Origin of the sequence: Pseudoxanthomonas sp. J31, from assembly GCF_000510725.1 — a bacterium.
Classification (GTDB): domain Bacteria; phylum Pseudomonadota; class Gammaproteobacteria; order Xanthomonadales; family Xanthomonadaceae; genus Pseudoxanthomonas.
In genome coordinates this window covers 539,700-562,809 of sequence record NZ_AZNZ01000001.1, presented here as the reverse complement: position 1 = coordinate 562,809, position 23,110 = coordinate 539,700, and the positions used below count along the sequence as shown (strand labels likewise).

The window sequence follows — 23,110 nt, the reverse complement described above, 5'->3', positions numbered from 1 at the left end:
CTCGCCAACAGGTGCGGGACGAGCCGGCGTGTAGGCAACAGAAAGACGCCAGACCCTCAAAACCCCGCACCGGAAGGCGCGGGGTTTTTTGTTTCCACCTTGCACAAGGTTCCGTCCGGAAAGTTCTCAGCAGAAACGATCTCGTTCCGGCAAATTCCCAAGCTTCGCCTTCCCATCCACGCAACCGCACAGGACCACGCCATGACCAGCAGCACCTCCACCAAGATCGCGATCGTCGGCTACGGCAGCCAGGGCCGCGCGCACGCGCTGAACCTGCGCGATTCCGGCTTCGACGTGACCGTGGGCCTGCGCCCGGGCGGTCCGACCGAGGCCAAGGCCCAGGCGGACGGTTTCGTGGTCAAGAGCCCGGCCGAGGCGGTGAAGGACGCCGACCTGGTCGCCGTGCTGGTCCCGGACATGGTCCAGAAGAAGCTCTACGAGGAAGTCCTGCGCGACAACCTCAAGCAGGGCGCGGTGCTGCTGTTCGCCCACGGCCTGAACGTGCACTTCGGCATGATCACCCCGCGCGAGGACCTGGACGTGGTCCTGGTCGCGCCCAAGGGCCCGGGCGCCCTGGTCCGCCGCGAGTACGAGATCGGCCGCGGCGTGCCGTGCATCTATGCGGTGTACCAGGACAAGTCGGGCAAGGCCGAGGAATACGCCCTGGCCTACGCCGGCGGCCTGGGCGGCGCCCGCGCCAACCTGATCAAGACCACCTTCAAGGAAGAGACCGAGACCGACCTGTTCGGCGAGCAGGCCGTGCTGTGCGGCGGCGCCTCGTCCCTGGTGCAGGCCGGCTTCGAGACCCTGGTCGAGGCCGGCTACCAGCCGGAGATCGCCTACTACGAAGTCCTGCACGAGCTGAAGCTGATCGTCGACCTGTTCTACGAAGGCGGCATCACCCGCATGCTCGAGTTCATCTCCGAGACCGCCCAGTACGGCGACTTCGTCTCCGGCCCGCGGGTGATCGACGCCTCGGTCAAGGCGCGCATGAAGGAAGTGCTGAAGGACATCCAGGACGGCACCTTCGTGCGCAACTGGCAGGCCGAGTACGACGCCGGCCTGCCGAACTACAGGAAGTTCCAGCAGGCCGACAAGGACCATCCGATCGAGAAGGTCGGCCGCGAACTACGCGCCAAGATGGTGTGGCTGCAGGGCAGCGCCCAGCCCGCCGAAGAACAAACCGCCAAGAAGACCGCCGCCGCATGAACGCCAACACCCCCACAGCGACGGCGGCCGGGCTGCGCAATGGCGCAGCCTGGGTCGCGCACGCGCTGGAGGCCGAGGGGGTCGACACCATCTTCGGCTATCCGGGCGGCGCGATCATGCCGTTCTACGACGCCCTGGTGGATTCGGGGCTGCGCCACATCCTGGTCCGCCACGAGCAGGGAGCGGCCCTGGCGGCCAACGGTTACGCCCGCGCCTCCGGCAAGGTCGGCGTATGCGTGGCCACCTCCGGGCCCGGCGCCTCGAACCTGGTCACCGGCATCGCCGACGCGATGCTGGATTCGGTGCCGATGGTGTGCCTGACCGGCCAGGTGCCGACGTCGCTGCTGGGGACCGACGCGTTCCAGGAGCTGGACGTGTTCGGCATGACCATGCCGATCGTCAAGCACAGCTTCCTGGTGCGCAGCGTGGACGAGCTGCCGCACGTGATGGCCGAGGCCTTCCGCATCGCCCGCGAAGGCCGCCCGGGCCCGGTCCTGGTCGACCTGCCCAAGGACGTCCAGGTCGGCGCCGCCACCCACCTGCCGGCGCACGTGCCGGCCCCGGTGCAGGCGCCGCCCCCGCCGCCGGATGCGGCCCTGGCCGAGGCCATCGCTGCGATCGCCGCGGCCGAAAAGCCGGTGATCTACGGCGGTGGCGGCATCGGCATCTGCGATGCGGTGGACGAGTTCCGCCAGTTCGTCGAGGCCACCGGCATCCCGACCGTGCTGACCCTGCGCGGCCTGGGCGCCTTGCCCGGCAACCACCCGCAGTTCCTGGGCATGCTGGGCATGCACGGCACCCGCGCCGCCAACATCGCGGTGCAGGAGTGCGACCTGCTGGTGGTGGTTGGCGCCCGCTTCGACGACCGCGCCACCGGCAAGCTGTCCGAGTTCGCGCCGTTCGCGCGGGTGGTCCACCTGGACGCGGATGCCTACGAGATCTCCAAGCTGCGCACCGCCGACATCGCCCTGCCCGGCGACCTGGCCGCGGGCCTGCGCGCCCTGGCCGCGGCGCGCAGCACCGCCGGCGAATGGCGCCAGCGCTGCACCGCCCTGCGCGAGAAACATGCCCCGCGCTACGACGCACCCGGCACCGACATCTACGCCCCGGCGCTGCTGAAGCGGGTCAGCGAACTGTGCCCGGACGCGATCATCACCGCCGACGTGGGCCAGCACCAGATGTGGGTGGCGCAGCACTGCCGCTTCAGCCATCCGCGCAACCACCTGACCTCCGGCGCGCTGGGCACCATGGGCTTCGGCCTGCCGGCGGCGATGGGCGCGCAGTTCGCCTTCCCCGACCGCCCGGTGGTCCTGGTCAACGGCGACGGCGGCTTCATGATGAACGTGCAGGAGCTGGTCACCATCGCCCGCTGCAAGCTGCCGGTGAAGATCATCCTGCTGGACAACAGCGCCCTGGGCATGGTCCGGCAGTGGCAGGAACTGTTCTTCGACAAGCGCTACAGCGAGATCGACCTGTCCGACAACCCGGACTTCGCCGCCCTGGCCCAGGTGTGCGGCATCCCGGCCTCGCGCATCGAGCAGCGCTCGCAGATCGAGGACGCACTGGCGGCGCTGCTGTCGGCGCCCGGCCCGGGCCTGCTGCACGTGAAGATCGACGCCAGGGCCAACGTCTGGCCGCTGGTCCCCGCCGGGCAGGCCAACAGCCACATGCTGGACGCCAACCCCAACGAACAGAAGGCAGAGTCAGCTCATGCACTACCGGCTTGACCTGGTGCTGAAGCCCGTGGAGGGCGCGCTGGTGCGCGTGATCGGCATGACCGAGCGCCGCGGCTTCGCGCCGCGCGCGATCCAGGGCTTCCCCGACGCCGCCGACGGGCGCTGGCGCCTGCAGATGGTGGTCAACAGCGGCGGGCGCACGGCCGAGACCCTGCGCCGCCAGCTGCAGAAGGTGTACGACTGCGAATCGGTGCAGATCTCGCCGGTCGACGGCCCGCTGCCCGGCGAAGCCGGCGCCGGCCACGGAGGCGCGCCATGAACGCGCGCGCAGCCGCCCGTTCCGCCGTCGCCCCCGTGGAGGCGACGGTGCGGAGGTGCCTTCTCGGAAATCGCACGGAGCGCCGCGGCGATGCCTGATACCGGCCGCACCAGCGCAGGAGAAGCGGACGTCGGCGACGTCGGCGTGGCCGACGTACTGGCCGCGCAGTCGCGCCTGCGCCGGTTCCTGCCGGTGACGCCGATGCACCACGCCGAGCGCTTCGGGGTGATGCTCAAGCTGGAGAACCTGCAGCGCACCGGCTCCTACAAGGTGCGCGGCGCGCTCAACGCGATGCTGGCCGCGCGCGAGCGCGGCGACGACCGCCCGGTGATCTGCGCCTCCGCCGGCAACCACGCCCAGGGCGTGGCCTGGGCCGCCTACCGCCTTGGCGTGCAGGCGATCACGGTGATGCCGCACGGCGCGCCGCAGACCAAGATCGCCGGCGTCACCCACTGGGGCGCCACCGTGCGCCAGCACGGCGACAGCTACGACGAGGCCTACGCCTTCGCCCGGCAGCTGGCCGAGCAGTACGGCTACCGCTTCCTGTCCGCGTTCGACGACCCGGACGTGATCGCCGGCCAGGGCACGATCGGGATCGAGATCGCGCCGCACGCCCCGGACGTGGTGATCGTGCCGATCGGCGGCGGCGGGCTGGCCTCCGGCGTGGCCCTGGCGCTGAAGTCGCAGGGCGTGCGCGTGGTCGGCGCCCAGGTCGAGGGCGTGGATTCCATGGCCCGCGCGATCCGCGGCGACCTGCGCGAGATCGACCCCGCCAGGTCGCTGGCCGACGGCGTCCGGGTGAAGGTGCCCGGGTTCCTGACCCGGCGCCTGTGCGCGCGCCTGCTGGACGACGTGGTGATCGTGCGCGAGGCCGAACTGCGCGAGACCCTGGTCCGGCTGGCGCTGGAAGAGAACCTGATCGCCGAGGGCGCCGGTGCCCTGGCCCTGGCCGCCGGCCGCCGCGTGGCCGGGCGTCGCAAGTGCGCCGTGGTCTCCGGCGGCAACATCGACGCGGCCACCCTCGCCCAGCTGCTGTCCGAGGTCCGCCCGCGGCCGCCGCGCAAGCCGCGCCGGCGCAGCCGCGGCCCGGAACCGGCCGCCGCCGCGGGGGATGGTGCGGCGCGCAAACCGATCCCCGTGGCAAAGCGCCGCCCAGCCGCTAACCTGTCCCCCACCACCACCGTTTCCGTCCCAATGGCGCCCATCGCGCCGCAGCCCGTCGAAGAGGAGTTCACCTGGTGAACGCGCAACAGTCCCAAGCCCAAACCCAGGTCTCCCAGGCCCGCATCCGGGTGTTCGATACCACCCTGCGCGACGGCGAGCAGTCCCCCGGCTGCAGCATGACCCCGCCGCAGAAGCTGGTCATGGCCCGCGCACTGGCCGAACTGGGTGCGGACGTGATCGAGACCGGCTTCCCGGCCAGCTCGCAGTCCGACCGCGAGGCCATGGCCCTGATCGGCCGCGAGATCCGCGAGCCGGTGCTGGCCGTGCTCTCGCGCTGCCTGCAGGCGGACATCGACACCTCCCTGCGCGCGCTGGAGGCCGCCGCGCGCCCGCGCCTGCACGTGTTCCTGTCCACCAGCCCGCTGCACCGCGAGCACAAGCTGCGCATGAGCCGCCAGCAGGTGCTGGACCGGGTGGTCGAGAGCATCCGCTACGCCAAGGGCCACATCGACGACATCGAGTTCTCCACCGAGGACGGCACCCGCACCGAGGAGGACTTCCTGCACGAGGTCGTGGCCGCGGCGATCGAGGCCGGCGCCACCACCATCAACATCCCCGACACGGTCGGCTTCACCACCCCGGAGGAGATCCGCGGCATCTTCCAGCGCCTGATCGCGCAGGTGCCGGGCGCGGACAAGGTCATCCTCAGCGCGCACTGCCACAACGACCTGGGCCTGGCCGTGGCCAACACCCTGGCCGCGATCGAGGGCGGCGCGCGCCAGGTCGAGTGCACCATCAATGGCATCGGCGAGCGCGCCGGCAATTGCGCGCTGGAGGAGATCGTGATGGCGCTGAAGGTGCGCAACGCGTTCTTCGAGGCCGACACCGGCATCGACACCCGCCGCCTGGTGCCGACCTCGCAGCTGCTGCAGCGCCTGATCGGCATGCCGGTCCAGCGCAACAAGGCGGTGGTCGGCAGCAATGCCTTCGCCCACGAGTCGGGCATCCACCAGCACGGCATGCTGCGCCACCGCGGCACCTACGAGATCATGCGCCCGCAGGACGTGGGCTGGCCGGACACCCAGATGGTGCTGGGCCGCCACAGCGGCCGCGCCGCGGTCGAGCAGCGCCTGCGCGCGCTGGGCTACTACCTGGAGGAGGCGGAGCTGGACCTGGTGTTCGCCGACTTCAAGGCGCTGTGCGAGCAGCAGCGCGTGGTCACCGACGCCGACCTGCAGGCGCTGATGCAGGACACCGGCGACGGCGAGGGCTACCGCCTGGCCTCGATGACGGTCAGCGACGCCGGCCAGCGCGCCAGCGCCACCGTCGAGCTGTCCGACCCGGATGGCCGCCGCGTGGCCGAGACCGCCGAGGGCGACGGCCCGGTGGACGCGCTGTTCGCCGCGCTGTCGGCCGCCACCGGCGTGCAGCTGAGCCTGGAGAGCTACCAGGTGCACAGCGTCGGCCTGGGCACCGATGCCCGCGGCGAAGCCAGCCTCAGCGTACGCCACGGCGAGGACGAATACGAAGGCACCGGCACCAGCCGCGACATCATCGAGGCCAGCGCGCTGGCCTGGCTGGACGTGGCCAACCGCCTGCTGCGCCAGCGCCGTGCCGCGGGGAACAGCGAGCAGCTGGCCACCGCCTGATCCGATGCAGACCCGGCCGGCCGCCGGTGGGGAGCCGGCGGCCGGCCTCCATTCCACAGACCGCCGACCGGCGCTCCCCGTGCCGGTCGCCGAGGAACGTTCCATGCCCATCCCCGAAAGCAACCCGGCCGCCGCGCTGAGCTTCGACGCTGCCGTGAACCGTGCCCTGGCGCGCCGCCGCGCCGACATCCCGCTGCCGCCGCGCCCCGACGCGTCCGAGTGGGACGGCCCGGTGCGCCCGCAGGCAGCCGCGGCCGGGCCCGCCCGCGATCCGGCGCCCGCGCCGGCCGAAGCCGAAACCGAAGCCGCCGGCTGAGCCGCGCCCGGCCACGCGCATCCCACCTTCCCCGTTGCGAGGCACCCCCATGCACGCGAACATCGTCGTACTGCCCGGCGACGGCATCGGCCCGGAGATCGTCTCCGCCACCCTGCCGGTGCTGGAGGCGGTCGCCGCCCGCCATGGCCACAGCTTCTCCTTCCAGGAGCACGACATCGGCGGCATCGCCATCGACCGCCACGGCGAACCGCTGCCGGCATCCACCCTGGAGGCGGCGAAGAACGCCGACGCGGTCCTGCTCGGCGCGGTCGGCGGCCCGAAGTGGTCCGATCCCAACGCCAAGGTGCGGCCGGAGCAGGGCCTGCTGGCGATCCGCAAGGGCCTGGGCCTGTTCGCCAACCTGCGCCCGGTGCGCCCGCACGCGGCGGCGCTGGGCGCCTCGCCGATCAAGTCCGAACTGCTGGAAGGCGTGGACATCGTGGTGGTGCGCGAGCTGACCGGCGGCATCTACTTCGGCGACAAGACCCGCAGCGCCACCGACGCCAGCGACCTGTGCCGCTACACCGTGGCCGAGATCGAGCGCGTGGTGCGCAGCGCCGCGGCGCTGGCGCGCAGCCGCCGCGGCCACCTCACCTCGGTGGACAAGGCCAACGTGCTGGAGACCTCGCGCCTGTGGCGCGACGTGGCCGCGCGCGTGGTGCGGGAGGAGTTCCCGGACGTGACCCTGGAGCACCAGCTGGTCGACTCCATGGCCATGCACCTGCTGTCGCGGCCGCGCGCCTACGACGTGATCGTCACCGAGAACATGTTCGGCGACATCCTCACCGACGAGGCCTCGATGCTGGCCGGCTCGCTGGGCCTGCTGGCTTCGGCGTCGCTGGGCGACGGGAAGGTCGGGATCTATGAACCGATCCACGGCTCGGCGCCGGACATCGCGGGCAAGGGCATCGCCAACCCCTACGCCACCATCCTCAGCGCGGCCATGCTGCTGCGCCACTCGCTGGGCCTGGAGGCCGAGGCCGCCGCGGTGGAGGCGGCGGTGTCGTCCGCGCTGGACGACCGCGTGTTCACCGCGGACCTCGCGCCGGCGGGCCAGGCCGTCGACACCACCCGGGCCGCGCAGGCCGTGATCGAGCGCCTGCGCTGAGCAGCCGCCCCAGGCAAAGGAGACAAGCCATGCCAGGTTCCAGGGAAGAGTTCCTCGAGCGGGTACAGCGCCGCGATCCGGGCCAGCCGGAATTCCTGCAGGCGGTCAAGGAAGTCACCGCCAGCCTGTGGCCGTTCCTCGAGCGCAACCCGCAGTACGCGCGCGACGGCCTGCTGGAACGGCTGGTCGAGCCGGAGCGGGTGATCCAGTTCCGCGTGTCCTGGGTCGACGACCGGGGCCAGGTGCAGGTCAACCGTGCCTGGCGCGTGCAGCACAGTTCGGCGATCGGCCCGTACAAGGGCGGCATGCGCTTCCATCCCACGGTGAACCTGTCGATCCTGAAGTTCCTGGCCTTCGAGCAGACCTTCAAGAACGCGCTCACCACCCTGCCCATGGGCGGTGGCAAGGGCGGCTCGGACTTCGACCCCAAGGGCAAGAGCGACGGCGAGGTGATGCGCTTCTGCCAGGCGCTGATGCTGGAGCTCTACCGGCACCTGGGCCCGGACACCGACGTGCCGGCCGGCGACATCGGCGTTGGCGCGCGCGAGGTCGGCTACATGGCCGGCATGATGAAGAAGCTGTCCAACCAGGCCGGCTGCGTGTTCACCGGCAAGGGCCTGGCCTACGGCGGCAGCCTGATGCGCCCGGAGGCCACCGGCTACGGCACCGTCTACTTCGTCGAGCAGATGCTGCACCACGCCCACCGCGAGACCCAGGGCGCGCGGGTGCTGGTCTCCGGCTCGGGCAACGTCGCCCAGTACGCGGCGGTGAAGGCCACCGACCTGGGCGGCAAGGTGCTGACCTTCAGCGATTCCGGCGGCACGCTCTACGCGCGCGACGGCTTCGACATGGAGGCGATCGAGGCGGTGATGGAACTGAAGAACGTGCGCCGTGGCCGCCTGGCGGAACTGGACGGGGACCGGCGCTTCGAATACCTGCCCGGCAAGCGCCCCTGGCACATCCCGGCCGAGATCGCCCTGCCCTGCGCCACCCAGAACGAGCTGGACGGCGAGGACGCGCGCACCCTGGTGAAGAACGGCGTCATCTGCGTGGCCGAGGGCGCGAACATGCCCTCGACCCTGGAGGCGGTGGACGTGTTCCTGGAGTCCGGCACCCTGTACGCGCCGGGCAAGGCCTCAAACGCCGGCGGCGTGGCCACCTCGGGCCTGGAGATGAGCCAGAACGCGCTGCGCCTGTCCTGGCACCACGCCGAGGTGGACGAGCGCCTGCACGCGATCATGAAGGACATCCACGGCAACTGCGTGCGCCACGGCAAGCGCAAGGACGGCACGGTCAACTACGTGGACGGCGCCAACATCAGCGGCTTCGTGAAGGTGGCCGACGCGATGCTGGCGCAGGGCGTGTACTGAGGCGCCCGCGGCGCGGGCGCCGCCCCGCCGCGGAAGGTCTGCACGCCGCATCGCGCCAGCGCGGCGCGGCGTGGCGGCCACCAGGGCCCATGCCTGGCGCCGCCCTTGCCGGCTTCCGTCGGCGTTTCCACCGCTTCGTCGCATCGCCCCTGCTGCGCGCGCGGGGCGCGTGCCAGGCTCCCGGCACCCTTGCCGCCGGAGACCTGCCATGCGCCTGCCCTTGCTCGCCACGCTCCTGCTCCTCCTGCTTCCCGCCACCGTGCCGGCGAAGCCGCCGGCCTGGCGGCTGGAACCCGCCGCGGACCACGGCATCGATCCGGCCGCGCTGGCCGGGATGGAACGTGCCATCGCGGCCGGCGAGTTCGGCCAGGTCACCAGCGTGCTGGTCGCCCGCGACGGCGTGCTGGTCTACGAGCGCTATTTCGACGAGGGTGGCGCGGAGGCGCGCCGCGACACGCGCTCGGCGACCAAGACCGTCGCCGGCATGTTGGCCGGCATCGCCCAGGCCGAGGGCCGGATGCGGGCCGACGCGCCGGTGCTGCCGCTGCTGCGGCGCCCGCCTCCGGCCAATCCGGATCCACGCAAGGACGCGATCACCGCGGTCGACCTGATGACCATGTCCTCGCTGCTGGAGTGCGACGACTGGAACCAGTGGTCGCGCGGCAACGAGGAACGCATGTACCTGGTCGAGGACTGGGTCGGGTTCTACCTGGACCTGCCGATCCAGGGCTTCCCGGCGTGGATGGAGCGGCCGGAAGACTCGCCATACGGACGCAGCTTCCGCTACTGCACCGCCGGCGTGACCACGCTCGGCGCCGCGATCCAGGCCGCCGTCGGCCGCCCTCTGCAGGACTATGCCCGCGCCAGGCTGTTCGACCCGCTGGGCATCGAGGCGCCGGCCTGGCAGTTCTCGCCGCTGGGCCTGGCCCAGGCCGGCGGCGGCCTTGCCCTGCGCAGCCGCGACCTGCTCGCGCTGGGCGAGCTTGTACCGCCGCGGCGGCGAATGGAACGGCCGCCAGCTGGTGCCGGCGGCATGGGTGGCCGAATCCACCCGGCCGCATGCGCGCATCGAGGACGGCATCGACTACGGCTACCTGTGGTGGCTGCACCACGACACCAGCGAGGGCCGCACGTTCGATTCGTTCGCGATGAACGGCACCGGCGGCAACACGGTGCGGGTGTTCCCCGCGCAGCGCCTGGTCGTGGTCGTCACCACGACCAACTACGGCAAGCCCGACGCGCCGCAACTGACCTTCCGCCTGCTGACCGGCAAGCTGCTGCCGGCGGTCAGGTGACCGCCCACGGCCGCGGGAGCGCGGCGCGGGCAAGCCGCGCCGCATCCTGGATCAGGCGGCGCCGAACAGCCAGGGCTGGGCGGCGCGGTGGCGTGCCTCGAAGGCGGCGATCGCGTCCTTCTCCTGCAGGGTCAGGCCGATGTCGTCCAGGCCGTTGAGCAGGCAGTGCTTGCGGAAGGCGTCCACCTCGAAGCGGTGCTGCACGCCATCGGGGCGGGTGACCGTCTGCGCCGCCAGGTCCACGGTCAGGGTGTAGCCCTCGCTGGTTTCGCACTGGCGGAACAGCTCGTCGACCTCGGCGTCGGACAGCACGATCGGCAGCAGGCCGTTCTTGAAGCTGTTGTTGTAGAAGATGTCGGCGAAGCTGGGCGCGATGATCGCGCGGAAGCCATACTCGTCCAGTGCCCACGGCGCGTGCTCGCGCGAGGAGCCGCAGCCGAAGTTCTCGCGCGCCAGCAGCACGCTGGCGCCCTGGTAGCGCGGGAAGTTGAGCACGAAGTCCGGGTTGATCGGCCGCGTGCTGCAGTCCTGCCCCGGCTGGCCCACGTCCAGGTAGCGCCACTCGTCGAACAGGTTCGGGCCGAAGCCGGTGCGCTTGATCGACTTGAGGAACTGCTTGGGGATGATCTGGTCGGTGTCGACGTTGGCGCGGTCCAGCGGGGCGACCAGGCCGGTGTGGGTGGTGAAGGCTTTCATTGGCGGTTTCCTCAGGCCTGGACCAGTTCGCGCACATCGACGAAGTGGCCGGCCACCGCGGCGGCGGCGGCCATCGCCGGGCTCACCAGGTGGGTGCGGCCACCGGCGCCCTGGCGGCCCTCGAAGTTGCGGTTGGAGGTGGAGGCGCAGTGCTCGCCGGCGCCCAGCCTGTCGGGATTCATCGCCAGGCACATCGAGCAGCCCGGCTCGCGCCACTCGAAGCCGGCCTCGATGAACACCTTGTCCAGGCCCTCGGCCTCGGCCTGGGCCTTGACCAGGCCCGAGCCCGGCACCACCAGCGCCTGCTTGATCGTCGGCGCCACCTTGCGCCCGCGCGCCACCGCGGCGGCCGCGCGCAGGTCCTCGATCCGCGAGTTGGTGCACGAACCGATGAACACGCGGTCCAGCCGGATCGAGGTGATCGGCTGGTTGGGTTGCAGGCCCATGTACTTCAGGGCGCGCACGATCGAATCGCGCTTCACCGGATCGGGTTCGCGTTCCGGATCCGGCACCGTCGCGTCCACCGGCACCACCATCTCCGGCGAGGTGCCCCAGCTGACCTGCGGCTTGATGTCCTCGGCGCGCAGCTCGACCACGGTGTCGAAGTGCGCGTCCGGGTCGGAGACCAGGGTACGCCACAACGCCACCGCCGCGTCCCACTGCCCGCCCCTGGGCGCGAACGGGCGGCCCTTCACGTATTCGATGGTCTTCTCGTCCACCGCGACCATGCCCACCCGCGCGCCAGCCTCGATGGCCATGTTGCAGATGGTCATGCGGCCTTCCATCGACAGTTCGCGGATCGCGCTGCCGGCGAACTCCAGGGCGTGGCCGTTGCCGCCGGCGGTGCCGATCCGGCCGATCACCGCCAGCACGATGTCCTTGGCGGTCACGCCCGGGCCCAGCTTGCCTTCGACCCGGACCTGCATGTTCTTCATCTTCTTGGCCACCAGGCACTGGGTGGCCAGCACGTGCTCGACCTCGGAGGTGCCGATGCCGTGCGCCAGCGCTCCAAAAGCACCATGCGTGGAGGTGTGCGAGTCGCCGCAGACCACGGTCATGCCCGGCAGGGTCGCGCCCTGCTCCGGGCCGACCACGTGGACGATGCCCTGGCGGGCATCGTCCATGCGGAACTCGAGGATGCCGAAATCGGCGCAGTTCTCGTCCAGGGTCTGCACCTGCAGCCGCGACACCGGGTCGGCGATGGCCTGCAGGCCGCCGGCGCGCTCGGCCCGGGTGGTGGGCACGTTGTGGTCGGGCGTGGCGATGTTGGCGTCCACCCGCCACGGCTTGCGGCCGGCGAGGCGGAGCCCCTCGAACGCCTGCGGCGAGGTCACCTCGTGCAGGATGTGGCGGTCGATGTAGATCAGCGAGGAGCCGTCGTCGCGGCGGCTTACCTCGTGCATTTCCCACAGCTTGTCGTAAAGGGTCTTGCCGGCCATTCCCTCTGTTCCTCTGGCGGTGGCGGGCGCGCGGCCCGCCGAGCTTGGGGAAATCCTGCCGCCTTGCCATCGATAACTCAAATGCATATTTTTCATCCGGTAGATTCCTGCCAGGAATCAATCCGGAGCCGCGATGGACTGGGGCAGCCTGTCGGCATTCGTCGCCGTCGCCGAGCGCGGCGGCTTTTCCGCCGCCGCCGAGCAGCTGCACCTGACCCAGCCGGCGGTGAGCAAGCGCATCGCCCAGCTGGAGCAGGACCTGGAGGTGCGCCTGTTCGACCGCCTCGGCCGCCAGGTGGTGCTGACCGAGGCCGGGCGCCTGCTGCTGCCGCGGGCGCGGCAGATGCTGGCCGAGGCCGATGCGGCGCGGCGCGCGTTGCAGGACCTGGGCCAGGACATCGGCGGCCGCCTGAGCCTGGCCACCAGCCACCACGTCGGCCTGCACCGGCTGCCGGCCCTGCTGCGCCGCTTTACCGCGCTGCACCCGCGGGTGGCGCTGGACATCCGCTTCATGGATTCGGAGCAGGCCTATGCCCAGGTGCTGGGCGGCGACGTGGAGCTGGCGGTGACCACGCTGGGGCCGACCGAGGCACCGCTGCTGGCCACGCCGGTATGGGACGATCCGCTGCGCTTCGTGGTGGCGCCGGACCATCCGCTGGCGCGGATGGCGAAGGTGGGCCTGGCCGACATCGCCGCGCATCCGGCGGTCCTGCCGGATCCGGGCACCTTCACCCACCGCATCGTCGCCCAGGCCTTTGCCCGCCGCGGCCTGTCGCTGCAGCTGCGCCTGACCACCAATTACATGGAGACCATCAAGATGCTGGTCTCGGTGGGCCTGGCCTGGGGAGCGCTGCCGCTGACCATGCTCGACGCCCAGGTGCAGGTGCTGCCGGTCCAGGGCGTGCAGCTGTCGCGGCAACTCGGGTATGTCGTGCATGGCGGCCGCACGCTGTCGCGGGCGGCGCAGGCGTTCATCGCGCTGCTGCGTGGGGATTCGTGATTCGTGATTCGTGATTGGTGATTGGCCGGGACGATGGCGCTGGCCGAGGGGTAAGCGAAGCGCACCCGGGTTCCCCTCTTCCGAGGGGAGTGGGGCTTCGTGCGGGTGTGCCCGGGGCGTAGCCGAAGCAGCGGCATTGCTCCGGCTACACCGTCCCGCCGTCAGGCTGTTGCCTCTTCCGGCCTGACCCGGAACCAGGCCGCGTACAGCGCCGGCAGGAACAGCAGGGTCAGGGCGGTGGCCACGATCAGGCCGCCCATGATCGCCACCGCCATCGAGCCGTAGAATGCGCTGCGCGACAGCGGGATCATCGCCAGCACCGCGGTCAGCGCGGTCAGCACGATCGGGCGGAAGCGGCGCACGGTGGCGTCGACGATGGCGTGCCAGCGGTCGTGGCCGGCGGCGATGTCCTGCTCGATCTGGTCGACCAGGATCACCGAGTTGCGCATCACCATGCCGGCCAGCGCGATTGTGCCCAGCAGTGCCACGAAGCCGAACGGCATGCGGAAGACCAGCAGGAACCAGGTCGCGCCGATCAGGCCCAGCGGCGCGGTCACCAGCACCATCAATGTGCGGGAGAAGCTGCGCAGCTGGACCATCAGCAGCGTCGTGACCACGAACAGGAACAGCGGCATGCCGGCCTTGATCGAGTTCTGCCCGCGCGCCGAATCCTCCACCGAGCCGCCGACCTGCAGCAGGTAGCCCGGCGGCATCGCCTCGCGGATCCCGTCCAGGGTCGGGTCGATCTGCGCGGTGACCGCCGCCGGCAGCAGTTCGTCGCCGATGTCGGCGCGCACGGTGATGGTCGGCAGCCGGTCGCGGTGCCAGATGATCCCTTCCTCGAAGGTCTGCCGGATGCGCGCCACCTGCGACAACGCCACGCTGCCGCCGTCGCCGGTGGGGATGGCCAGGCTGCCCAGCAGTTCCAGCTGCTCGCGGTCGCCGGCGCCGCCGCGCAGCATGATCCCGACCAGCTCGTTGCCCTCGCGGAAGGTGCTGGCGGTGTAGCCGGACAGCTGCGCGCTGAGGAACTGCGCCAGCTGGGCGCTGTTGACGCCCAGCGCGCGGGCGCGGTCCTGGTCGATCTCCAGGCGCACCACCTTGCTCGGCTCGTCCCAGTCCAGGTTGACGTTGGTGGTGTGCGGGTTGGCGCGCACCTTCTCCGCCACCTCGCGTGCGATCGCGCGCACCTGGTCGATGTGCTCGCCGGAAACGCGGAACTGCACCGGGTAGCCCACCGGCGGGCCGTTCTCCAGCCGGGTCACGCGCATCTGCAGCTCCGGGAACTGCGGCGCCACCTCGCGCAGCAGCCAGTTGCGCAGTTCCTCGCGCGCCTGGATGTCGCGTGCCAGGACCACGAACTGGCTGAAGTTGGTCGCCGGCAGCTGCTGGTCCAGCGGCAGGTAGAAGCGCGGCGAGCCGGTGCCGACGTAGGCCACGTAGTTGCGCACGTCCTCGCGCTGCTGCAGCAGCGCCTCCAGTTTCTTCGCCTGCGCCTCGGTGGCGCGCAGCGACGCGCCCTCGGCCAGTTCCAGGTCCACCATCAGCTCCGGCCGGGTCGAGTCCGGGAAGAACTGCTGCGGCACGAAGCGGAACATCGCCAGCGACAGCACGAACAGGCCGACGGTGGCGCCGATCACCCACCAGCGCCGGCGCAGGCAGGCATCGAGCAGGCGGCGGAAGCGCTGGTAGAACGGGCGCTGGTACGGGTCGTGGTGGTGGCCGTCGAGCGGCGCCGGGGCCAGCAGCGCGGCGTACTGAGGCCAGCGGTCGGCCAGCCGCTCGCGGAAGGCACGCCGGCGCGCGGCCAGGCTGCCCGGCTTCGGCGGCCGGGGATGCGCCAGGTCCGGCAGCATCTTGTCGCCCAGGTAGGGGATGAACAGCACCGCGGCGATCCACGACACCAGCAGGGCGATGGTCACCACCTGGAACAGCGAGCGGGTGTACTCGCCGGTGCTGGAGGCGGCGGTGGCGATCGGCAGGAAGCCGGCCGCGGTGATCAGGGTGCCGGTGAGCATCGGGAACGCGGTCGATTCCCAGGCGAAGCTGGCCGCGCGCAGGCGGTCGAAGCCCTGCTCCATCTTGATGGCCATCATCTCCACCGCGATGATCGCGTCGTCCACCAGCAGGCCCAGCGCCAGCACCAGCGCGCCCAGCGAGATCTTGTGCAGGCCGATGCCGAAGTAGTTCATCACCGCGAAGGTCATCGCCAGCACCAGCGGGATCGAGACCGCCACCACCAGGCCGGTGCGGAATCCCAGCGAGAAGAAGCTGACCAGCAGCACGATGGTCACCGCCTCGGCCAGCACGCGCACGAACTCGCCCACCGAGTCGCGCACCGCCTCCGGCTGGTCGGAGACCTTGCGCAGCTGCATGCCCGCCGGCAGCTGCTCCTGCAGCCGCGCGAACTCGGCCTCCAGCGCCTCGCCCAGGCGCAGGATGTGGCCGCCGTCGCGCATGGCCACGGCGATGCCGATCGCGTCCTGGCCCATGAAGCGCATGCGCGGCGCGGCCGGATCGGCGAAACCGCGGGTCACCGTGGCCACGTCCTGCAGGCGGATGGTGCGGCCGTTGGCGCGGATCGGGAACGCGCGGATCTCCTCCAGGGTGCGGAACGGGCCGTCCACCCGCAGCTGCACGCGCTCGGAGGCGGTCTCGTAGAACCCGGCCGGCACCACCGCGTTCTGTCCTTCCAGCGCCTGCTGCACCGCCTGCAGCGGGATGCCCAGGGTGGCCAGGCGCGCGTTGTCGATCTCGATCCAGACCTTCTCGTCCTGCAGGCCGATCAGCTCGACCTTGCCCACGTCCGCCACCCGCTGCAGTTCCAGCTGGATGCGGTCGGCGTAGTCCTTGAGGATGGCGTAGTCGAAGCCCTCGCCGGTGAGGGCGTAGATGTTGCCGAAGGTGTCGCCGAACTCGTCGTTGAAGAACGGCCCGACCACCCCGTCCGGGAGCGTGGCGCGGATGTCGCCGACCTTCTTGCGTACCTGGTAGAACAGCTCGGGGATGTCCTTCGAGCGCATCGAGTCGCGGGCCATGAAGATCACCTGCGACTCGCCCGGGCGCGAGTACGAGCGCACGAACTCGTACTTGCCGGTGTTCATCACCGCCTTCTCGATCCGCTCGGTGACCTGCAGCGAGACCTCCTCGGCGGTGGCGCCCGGCCACAGCGTGCGCACCACCATGGCCTTGAAGGTGAACGGTGGGTCCTCGCTCTGGCCCAGGCGCAGGTAGGACCAGGTGCCGATCACCGCCAGGGCGATCATCGCGTACAGCACCAGGCCGCGGTTGTGCAGCGCCCACTCGGAAAGGTTGAAGCGGCGCATGGCTCAGTCCGCCTTCGGCCGCACGGCGGCGGCCACCGGCCGGTTGCCGCGGTCCACCGCGAGCACCGCCTCGCCCTCGCGCAGCAGGTGGCCGCCGGCGGCGACCACCCAGTCGTCGGCGCGCAGCTCGCCGCGGACCTCCACCGTCTCGGTGCCCAGCGGCCCGTGCTCGACCGGCACGCTGGCGACCTTGCCCTCGCGCACCACCCACACCGCCGGCTTGCCGTCGGCGCCCTGCTGCAGCGCCGCCAGCGGCACCCGCAGGCCGGCGCCGGCCGCGCCGTGGCCGAGGAACACGCGCGCGCTCTGGCCCAGCACCACGTCGCCGGCCACCGCATCGTCCAGGGCCACGCGCACGGCGTAACTGCGGGTCAGCGGATCGGCCGCCGGGGCCAGTTCGCGGATCCGCGCCGGCAGGCGCTGGCCGGGGCGGCTCCACAGCTCGACCTCGGCCGGATCGCCGACCTTGAACTGGCCGATGCGGTCCTCCGGCAGGTCGATCGCCACCTCGCGGCCACCGTCGGCGGCCAGGGTGAACACGGTCTGCCCGGCCGCCACCACCTGGCCGACCTCGGCCTGGCGGCTGGCGATCACCCCGGCGTGCGGCGCGCGCAGGGTGGCATAGGCGGCCTGGTTGCGGGTCACCTCCCACTGCGCGCGGGCGGCATCGACCTGCCCGGCCGCGGCCTTGTACGCCGCCTCCTGGGCCTCGTAGGCCGAGCGGCTCACCAGCTGCTGCTCGACCAGCTTCGCGTAGCGGTCCAGGTCGCCCTTCGCCCGCGCCAGCTCGGCCTCGGCCGCCGCCAGCTGCGCCCGCGCGGCCTGCGCCTGCAGCGCCTGGTCGCCCGGATCCAGCTCGGCCAGCACCTGGCCTTCGGCCACCCGCGCACCGGCGTCCACCCGCCGCGCCACCAGCTCGCCACCGATGCGGAACGCCAGCGGGCTTTCCTCGCGCGCCCGCACCTCGCCGGGGAAGGCCAGCCCCGCGGCTTCGCCGGCCGCCTGTGGCTGCACCACCCAGACCGGGCGCGCCTTCTCCGGCGCCTCCGCGCCATTGCCGCACCCCGCGAGGGCGACCACCACGAGGGCTGCCGCTACGCCACGCCTGACCCGTCCCTGCATCGCCACGACTCCGTCCCGTAGGTGGAAAATAGTGAACCGGCCGGTATGGTATAAATAGAAAACCAACTAGTCTAGTATTGCCTGCATGACCCGCCCGACCACGCCCGCCAGCGCCGCCGCGCCCGCCCGCAATCCGGGCCCCGGCCGCCCCAAGGACCTGGCCAAGCGCGCCGCGATCCTGGAAGCGGCCAAGCGCATGTTCCTCGAACAGGGCTACCAGGGCGTGAGCATGGACCAGATCGCCGCCGCCGCCGGCGTGTCCAAGCTGACCGTCTACAGCCACTTCGGCGACAAGGAGACCCTGTTCTCCGAGGCGATCGCCGCCAAGTGCCGCGAGGTGCTGCCGGACGAGCTGTTCGTGAACCCGCCCGAGGGCCCGCTGCGCGAGCAGCTGCGGGCCATCGGCCACGCCTTCTTCGCCCTGATCACCAGCGACGAGGCCATCCGCATGCACCGGATGCTCTCCAATCCCGGCGCCGCCGACCCGGCCCTGCGCGAGCTGTTCTGGAACTCCGGCCCGCGCCGGGTCCAGGAGGTGTTCGCCCAGTTCCTGCAGGCACGGGTGGCCGAGGGCCAGCTGCGGATCGAGGACGTGCCCCTGGCCGCCTCGCAGTTCTTCTGCCTGCTCAAGGGCGAGCTGTACTCGAAGATGGCCTGCGGCCTGTGCGGCACGCCCGCGCCGGCCGACCTGCAGCGGCACCTGCGGGCCACGGTGGATTTCTTCCTGCGCGCCTATGCGGCCTGAACCGCGTCCCGCAGGGCCGGTGGTCGCGGTGACTTCCGGCACTGAACGCCGCCGCCCGGGCGCGGCGATCCTTCCAGCGCCGGCACGGGCCGCCGCGGTAGTAGAATGCCCGGCCTCCCGCGCCTTGTGATAGCAGCCATGACGATCGATTACGCCCTTGCCCGCGAACTGATGGTGGAACAGCAGGTCCGCCCCTGGGAGGTCCTGGACGCCGCCGTGCTCGAGGTGATCGGCCGCCTGCCGCGCGAGGCGTTCGTGCCGGAGGCGCAGCGCGCGCTGGCCTACGCCGACATCGAGCTGCCGCTGGGCCACGGCGTGCGCATGATGAAGCCGGTGGTCGAGGGCCGCATGCTCCAGGCCCTGGCCCTGCAGCCGGGCGACAGCGTGCTGGAAGTGGGCACCGGCAGCGGCTACGTCACCGCCTGCCTGGGCGAGCTGGCGCGCGAGGTGGTGAGCATCGAGATCCAGCCGGAACTGGCCGCCGCCGCGCGCAGGCACCTGGACGCTGCCCGCCTGGGCACCAACGTCCGCATCGAGACCGCCGACGCCCTGCAGTACGCGCCGACCCGCCAGTTCGACGCGGTCTGCGTGACCGCCGCGGTGGACACGGTCCCGACCCGGTTCCTGGAGTGGCTGCGCCCGGGCGGCCGCCTGTTCGTGGTCCGTGGCCGCGCGCCGGTGATGGAAGCCGTGCTGCTGCGCCACACCGGCGATGTCAACGCGCCGGCCGTTGAATCGTTGTTCGAGACCGAGCTCGAGTACCTGCGCGGCGCCGAGCCGGCCCCGCAGTTCAGTTTCTGACCGCAATGCCCCGCGGGGCAGCGGTCGGATCCCGATATCCCCACGACGGCCCGGGCATGGACCCGGGCCCAACATGAAGATAAGGAAGCCGCTGATGATCCGCCGTTCCCTCGCCCTGGCCCTGGCGGCCGCACTGGCCCCCGCCTCCGCCGGCGCCGCCGACCTGCTGCAGACCTACGAGATGGCCCGCAACGGCGACCCCACGCTGGCGATCGCCGAATCGAACACGCTGATCACCAAGGAAGGCCGTGTGCAGGCGCGCGCCGCGCTGCTGCCGAACCTCAGTGGCGAGGCCAGCCTGAGGCGCGCGCGCAACGAGCACGAGGGCGTCCCCGGCTCGACCACCACGACCACCCGCAGGTACAACCTGAACGCCTCGCAGACGCTGTTCAACTGGGGCCAGTTCGCCAGCCTGCGCGCCGAGCGCACCCTGAGCGCCGCCGCCGACCAGGACCTGGCCGCCGCCAGCGACGACCTGATGGTGCGTACCGCCGCCGCCTACTTCGACGTGCTGGTGGCGATCGAGTCGCTGGCCGCGGCCGAGACCAACGAGGCCGCCGCCAAGCGCCAGTTCGACTACGCCGACAAGCGCCTGGAAGTGGGCCTGGCCCCGATCACCGACGTGCACGAGGCCCGCGCCCAGTACGACGAGGCCCGCGCCAACGCCATCCTCGCCCGCAATGCGCTGCAGGACGCCTACCAGGCCCTGGCCGAGCTGACCGGCCAGCCGGTGCGCGACCTGCGCGCCCTCCCGGCCGACTTCCGCCCCGAGCTGCCGACCCTGCGCGACGGCGCCGATGCCTGGGTGGCCGCCGCGATCGAGCGCAACCCCAGCCTGCGCTCGGCCGAACTGCGCGCCCAAGCCGCCAATCACAACGTGGAAAACGCCCGCGCCGGCCACTACCCGACCCTGTCGCTGAATGCCACCTGGGGCAAGGACGAGAGCTGGGGCGACCTGTCCGAAAGCGGCATGCGCGCCGGCGAAAGCACCGGCAGCGGCATCGGCATCACCCTGAACGTGCCGATCTTCTCCGGCGGCGCGACCCAGTCGCGCGTGCGCCAGGCGATCGCCCAGCGCGACATCGCCCAGGACCAGTACGAGCAGCAGCGCCGCGCCCTGGACCGCAACACCCGCAACCTGTACCAGGCCCTGGTCGCCGGCGTGAGCGAGGTCGAGGCCCGCCGCCTGGCCGTGGTCTCGGCGCAGAGTGCCTACGAGGCCTCGCAGGTCGGCCTGGAAGTCGGCACCCGCACCGTGCTGGACGTGGTCCAGAACCAGCGCACCCTGTTCCAGGCCCAGGTCGAGTACGCCCGCGCCAAGTACAACTTCCTGCTCAACCGCCTGCTGCTGTCGCAGGCCACCGGCGAGCTGGACGTGGACGCGCTGCGCCAGGTCAATGCCCTGCTGACCGTCGACGCCGAGGCCCAGCTGCAGGATCCGTCGGTCCTGCGCCAGTAAGCCGCGGCACCGGCACCGGAATGGAGAAGGCCGCCCACGGGGCGGCCTTCTTCGTTTCCGGCTTCCGCTCAGTCCTCGACCGGATCCGGCGCCGGCAGGTCCGGCGCGATCAGCTCCAGGGTGTTGCGCAGCGCCCCGCGGCCCTGGTCGACCAGGGCGCGGCCGGCCTCGACCATGGCCTGGCGCAGCGGGGCGTCGCCCAGCAGCGCCTCCAGCGCGTCGCCGACCTCCTGCAGGTCGCGGCCCACGCGCAGCGCCCCGGCCTCGTCCAGGCGCCGCGAGATCTCGGCGAAATTGTGCAGGTGCGGGCCGGTGACCACCGCCGTGCCCACCGCCGCCGGCTCCAGCAGGTTGTGCCCGCCGACCGGCTGCAGGCTGCCGCCGACGAAGGCCACGTCGGCGCAGGCGTAGAACGCCATCAGCTCGCCCAGGGTATCGACCACGAACACGTCGTCCCCGGCCGCCGGCCAGCCGCCGGCGCTGCGCGTGCCCACCTGCCAGCCCGCCGCCTCGGCCGCGGCGCGTACCCGCCCGAAGCGCTCCGGGTGGCGCGGCGCCCACAGCAGCAGCAGGTCCGGCCAGCGCGCACGCAGGCGCCGGTGCAGGGCCAGCACGTCCTCCTCCTCGCCCTCGTGGGTGCTGGCCGCGATCCACACCGGGCGCTTGCGGCCGAGCGCGTCCTCGAACGCCGCGCGCAACGCCTCCAGGCCGTCGGGCACCTCCACGTCGTACTTGAGGTTGCCCAGCACCCGCACCTGGTCGGGACGCGCGCCCAGCACCTGGAAGCGGCGCGCATCGGCGTCGGACTGCGCGGCCACGCAGCGCACCGTGCGCAGGGCGCGGCCCAGCAGCGGCCGCAGCAGGCGGTAGCCGCGCAGGGAACGGGCCGACAGGCGCGCGTTGAGCACGTACACCGGGATGCCGTGGTCGCGGCAGCCGAACAGCATGTTCGGCCACAGCTCGGTTTCCATGATCAGTGCCAGGGTCGGGCGGAAGTGCTGCAGGAAGCGGTCCACGCTGCCGGGCAGGTCGTAGGGCAGGTACACGTGGTCCACCCGCCCGCCCCACAGCGCGCGCACCCGCTGCGAGCCGGTGGGCGTGATCGTGGTGACCACCCAGCGGGTGCCCTTGCCCTGGCGCAGCAGGGCGTTGACCAGCGGCGCGGCGGCGTTGACCTCGCCCACCGACACCGCGTGCAGCCACACGCACGGGCGGCCCTGCTCGGTGCTGTAGGCGCCGTAGCGCTCGTCCCAGCGGCGGAAGTACTCGCGCACGCGGAAGCCGCGCGAGATCAGGTGGTACAGGGTGAAGGGCGACAGCAGGTACAGCGCCAGCGAGTAGAGCCAGCGCACCAGGCGTTCGCCCGGTTCCTTGGGCGGAAACGGAGTCGGCATCGGCGCAGGATAGCCGAGCCGGCGACGGCCGGTTGCCGGCCAAGGCTTAGAATCTGCGCATGAGCGCCGCAGACACGCCCCCTCCCCGCCCTTCCTTCGCCCCGCGCAACTGGCCGATGTGGCTGGCCCTGGGGATCATGGTCGCCGCCGCGCGCCTGCCCTGGCTGTGGCAGCGCGCGATCGGCCGCGGGGTGGGCTGGCTGGCCTGGCACCTGGCCCGCGAGCGCCGCCGCGCCGCCGAGGTCAACCTCGCCCTGTGCTTCCCGCAGCAGACGCCGCAATGGCGCGCGCGCCTGGCGCGCGACAGCTTCGACGCGCTGGGCGTTGGCCTGTTCGAGTTCGCGCGCGCCTGGTGGGGTTCGCTGGCGCCGATCGAGCGCGACGTCCGGATCGAGGGCCTGGAGCACCTGCGCGAACTGCAGGCCCAGGGCCGCGGCGTGCTGCTGGTTTCCGGCCACTTCATGACCCTGGAGATGTGCGGGCGGCTGCTGTGCGGGCAGGTGCCGCTGGCCGGCATGTACCGCCGCCACCGCAACCCGGTGATGGAGTGGGCGGTCAAGCGCGGCCGCCTGCGCTATGCGGTGGCGATGTTCGCCAACAGCGACCTGCGCGGCGCGGTGCGCCACCTCAAGCGCGGCGGGATGCTGTGGTACGCGCCGGACCAGGACATGCGCGGCAAGGACTCGGTGTTCGCGCCGTTCTTCGGCATGCCGGCCTCGACCATCACCGCCACCCACCAGCTGGCGCGGGTCACCGGCTGCGCGGTGGTGCCGTTCTTCCACCGCCGCGAGGGCGGCCGCTACATCCTGCGCGTGGCCCCGCCGCTGGCGGACTTCCCCAGCGAGGACGCGGTCGCCGACACCGCCCGGGTCAACGCCGCGATCGAGGCCATGGTGCGCGAGGCGCCGGCGCAGTACCTGTGGATCCACCGCCGCTTCAAGCGCCAGCCGCAGGGCCGCAGCAACTACTACGAGCGCGGCCGCGGCCTGCCCGCGCCGCCACCGGCCGCCTGAGGCCGGCCC

The 23,110-nt window shown here is 71.8% G+C and carries 19 protein-coding genes; 14 read left to right on the top strand and 5 right to left on the bottom strand.

Annotated features, from left to right (window positions below; all coding sequences use genetic code 11):
• The first annotated feature begins 201 nt into the window (after positions 1–201).
• From ilvC to PSEJ31_RS17185, 9 genes are all read left to right on the top strand, one after another.
• Positions 202–1,209 carry a ketol-acid reductoisomerase gene (gene ilvC, locus PSEJ31_RS0102610; RefSeq protein ID WP_028914565.1) on the top strand — a complete coding sequence of 336 codons (1,008 nt, stop codon included), beginning with the start codon at positions 202–204 and terminating at the stop codon, positions 1,207–1,209.
• Positions 1,206–2,936 carry an acetolactate synthase 2 catalytic subunit gene (gene ilvG, locus PSEJ31_RS0102605; protein WP_028914564.1) on the top strand — a complete coding sequence of 577 codons (1,731 nt, stop codon included), beginning with the start codon at positions 1,206–1,208 and terminating at the stop codon, positions 2,934–2,936. The genes ilvC and ilvG overlap by 4 nt, the downstream gene beginning before the upstream one ends.
• Positions 2,920–3,204, top strand: a complete 285-nt coding sequence (locus PSEJ31_RS0102600; protein ID WP_028914563.1) for an ACT domain-containing protein — start codon at positions 2,920–2,922, stop codon at positions 3,202–3,204. Before ilvG ends, PSEJ31_RS0102600 begins: the two co-directional genes overlap by 17 nt.
• 90 nt (positions 3,205–3,294) lie before the next feature.
• Positions 3,295–4,446, top strand: coding sequence for a threonine dehydratase (locus tag PSEJ31_RS0102595; protein WP_028914562.1), 1,152 nt, complete (start codon positions 3,295–3,297; stop codon positions 4,444–4,446).
• Positions 4,443–6,017 carry a 2-isopropylmalate synthase gene (locus tag PSEJ31_RS15575; protein ID WP_051403620.1) on the top strand — a complete coding sequence of 525 codons (1,575 nt, stop codon included), beginning with the start codon at positions 4,443–4,445 and terminating at the stop codon, positions 6,015–6,017. The genes PSEJ31_RS0102595 and PSEJ31_RS15575 overlap by 4 nt, the downstream gene beginning before the upstream one ends.
• A 103-nt stretch (positions 6,018–6,120) precedes the next feature.
• Positions 6,121–6,333: a hypothetical protein gene (locus tag PSEJ31_RS0102585; RefSeq protein WP_125075860.1), complete on the top strand. Its 213-nt coding sequence runs from the start codon at positions 6,121–6,123 to the stop codon at positions 6,331–6,333.
• Between the two features lie 49 nt (positions 6,334–6,382).
• The gene (gene leuB / locus PSEJ31_RS0102580; RefSeq protein ID WP_019399662.1) at positions 6,383–7,441 is read left to right on the top strand and encodes a 3-isopropylmalate dehydrogenase; all 1,059 of its coding nucleotides are present in this window, start codon (positions 6,383–6,385) and stop codon (positions 7,439–7,441) included.
• Positions 7,442–7,470: 29 nt separating this feature from the next.
• The gene (gene gdhA, locus PSEJ31_RS0102575) at positions 7,471–8,811 is read left to right on the top strand and encodes an NADP-specific glutamate dehydrogenase (RefSeq protein WP_028914560.1); all 1,341 of its coding nucleotides are present in this window, start codon (positions 7,471–7,473) and stop codon (positions 8,809–8,811) included.
• A 944-nt stretch (positions 8,812–9,755) separates the two neighbouring features.
• Positions 9,756–10,106, top strand: a complete 351-nt coding sequence (locus tag PSEJ31_RS17185) for a hypothetical protein (protein ID WP_232210964.1) — start codon at positions 9,756–9,758, stop codon at positions 10,104–10,106.
• A gap of 51 nt (positions 10,107–10,157) precedes the next feature.
• Here PSEJ31_RS17185 and leuD read toward each other — a convergent pair whose 3' ends face one another.
• Both leuD and leuC read right to left on the bottom strand, forming a co-directional pair.
• Positions 10,158–10,802, bottom strand: coding sequence for a 3-isopropylmalate dehydratase small subunit (gene leuD, locus PSEJ31_RS0102560; protein WP_028914557.1), 645 nt, complete (start codon positions 10,800–10,802; stop codon positions 10,158–10,160).
• Positions 10,803–10,813: 11 nt separating this feature from the next.
• Positions 10,814–12,241, bottom strand: coding sequence for a 3-isopropylmalate dehydratase large subunit (gene leuC, locus PSEJ31_RS0102555; protein WP_019399658.1), 1,428 nt, complete (start codon positions 12,239–12,241; stop codon positions 10,814–10,816).
• Positions 12,242–12,374: 133 nt separating this feature from the next.
• On the opposite strand from leuC, the gene PSEJ31_RS0102550 reads away from it, so the two are divergent.
• Positions 12,375–13,241 carry a LysR family transcriptional regulator gene (locus PSEJ31_RS0102550; protein WP_019399657.1) on the top strand — a complete coding sequence of 289 codons (867 nt, stop codon included), beginning with the start codon at positions 12,375–12,377 and terminating at the stop codon, positions 13,239–13,241.
• A 161-nt stretch (positions 13,242–13,402) separates the two neighbouring features.
• Here PSEJ31_RS0102550 and PSEJ31_RS0102545 read toward each other — a convergent pair whose 3' ends face one another.
• Both PSEJ31_RS0102545 and PSEJ31_RS0102540 read right to left on the bottom strand, forming a co-directional pair.
• Entirely contained in the window at positions 13,403–16,567 is a 3,165-nt protein-coding gene (locus PSEJ31_RS0102545) for an efflux RND transporter permease subunit (RefSeq protein ID WP_028914556.1), read from the bottom strand.
• Between the two features lie 3 nt (positions 16,568–16,570).
• Positions 16,571–17,689, bottom strand: a complete 1,119-nt coding sequence (locus PSEJ31_RS0102540) for an efflux RND transporter periplasmic adaptor subunit (protein ID WP_037034279.1) — start codon at positions 17,687–17,689, stop codon at positions 16,571–16,573.
• Positions 17,690–17,774: 85 nt separating this feature from the next.
• On the opposite strand from PSEJ31_RS0102540, the gene PSEJ31_RS0102535 reads away from it, so the two are divergent.
• The 3 genes from PSEJ31_RS0102535 (at position 17,775) to PSEJ31_RS0102525 (ending at position 20,694) form a co-directional block, all read left to right on the top strand.
• Positions 17,775–18,434, top strand: coding sequence for a TetR/AcrR family transcriptional regulator (locus PSEJ31_RS0102535; RefSeq protein WP_028914555.1), 660 nt, complete (start codon positions 17,775–17,777; stop codon positions 18,432–18,434).
• A 138-nt stretch (positions 18,435–18,572) separates the two neighbouring features.
• Positions 18,573–19,235, top strand: coding sequence for a protein-L-isoaspartate O-methyltransferase (locus PSEJ31_RS0102530; protein WP_019399653.1), 663 nt, complete (start codon positions 18,573–18,575; stop codon positions 19,233–19,235).
• Between the two features lie 94 nt (positions 19,236–19,329).
• Positions 19,330–20,694 (top strand): TolC family outer membrane protein, encoded by a 1,365-nt coding sequence (locus tag PSEJ31_RS0102525; protein ID WP_028914554.1) that lies wholly within the window; start codon positions 19,330–19,332, stop codon positions 20,692–20,694.
• A 68-nt stretch (positions 20,695–20,762) separates the two neighbouring features.
• On the opposite strand, the gene waaA is transcribed toward PSEJ31_RS0102525, so the two are convergent.
• A complete protein-coding gene (gene waaA / locus PSEJ31_RS0102520; protein ID WP_028914553.1) occupies positions 20,763–22,088 on the bottom strand; it encodes a lipid IV(A) 3-deoxy-D-manno-octulosonic acid transferase in 1,326 nt (441 codons plus the stop codon).
• A gap of 59 nt (positions 22,089–22,147) precedes the next feature.
• Between waaA and PSEJ31_RS0102515 the strand changes: the two genes are divergently transcribed.
• The gene (locus tag PSEJ31_RS0102515; protein WP_037034277.1) at positions 22,148–23,101 is read left to right on the top strand and encodes an LpxL/LpxP family Kdo(2)-lipid IV(A) lauroyl/palmitoleoyl acyltransferase; all 954 of its coding nucleotides are present in this window, start codon (positions 22,148–22,150) and stop codon (positions 23,099–23,101) included.
• The last annotated feature ends 9 nt before the right edge of the window (positions 23,102–23,110 follow it).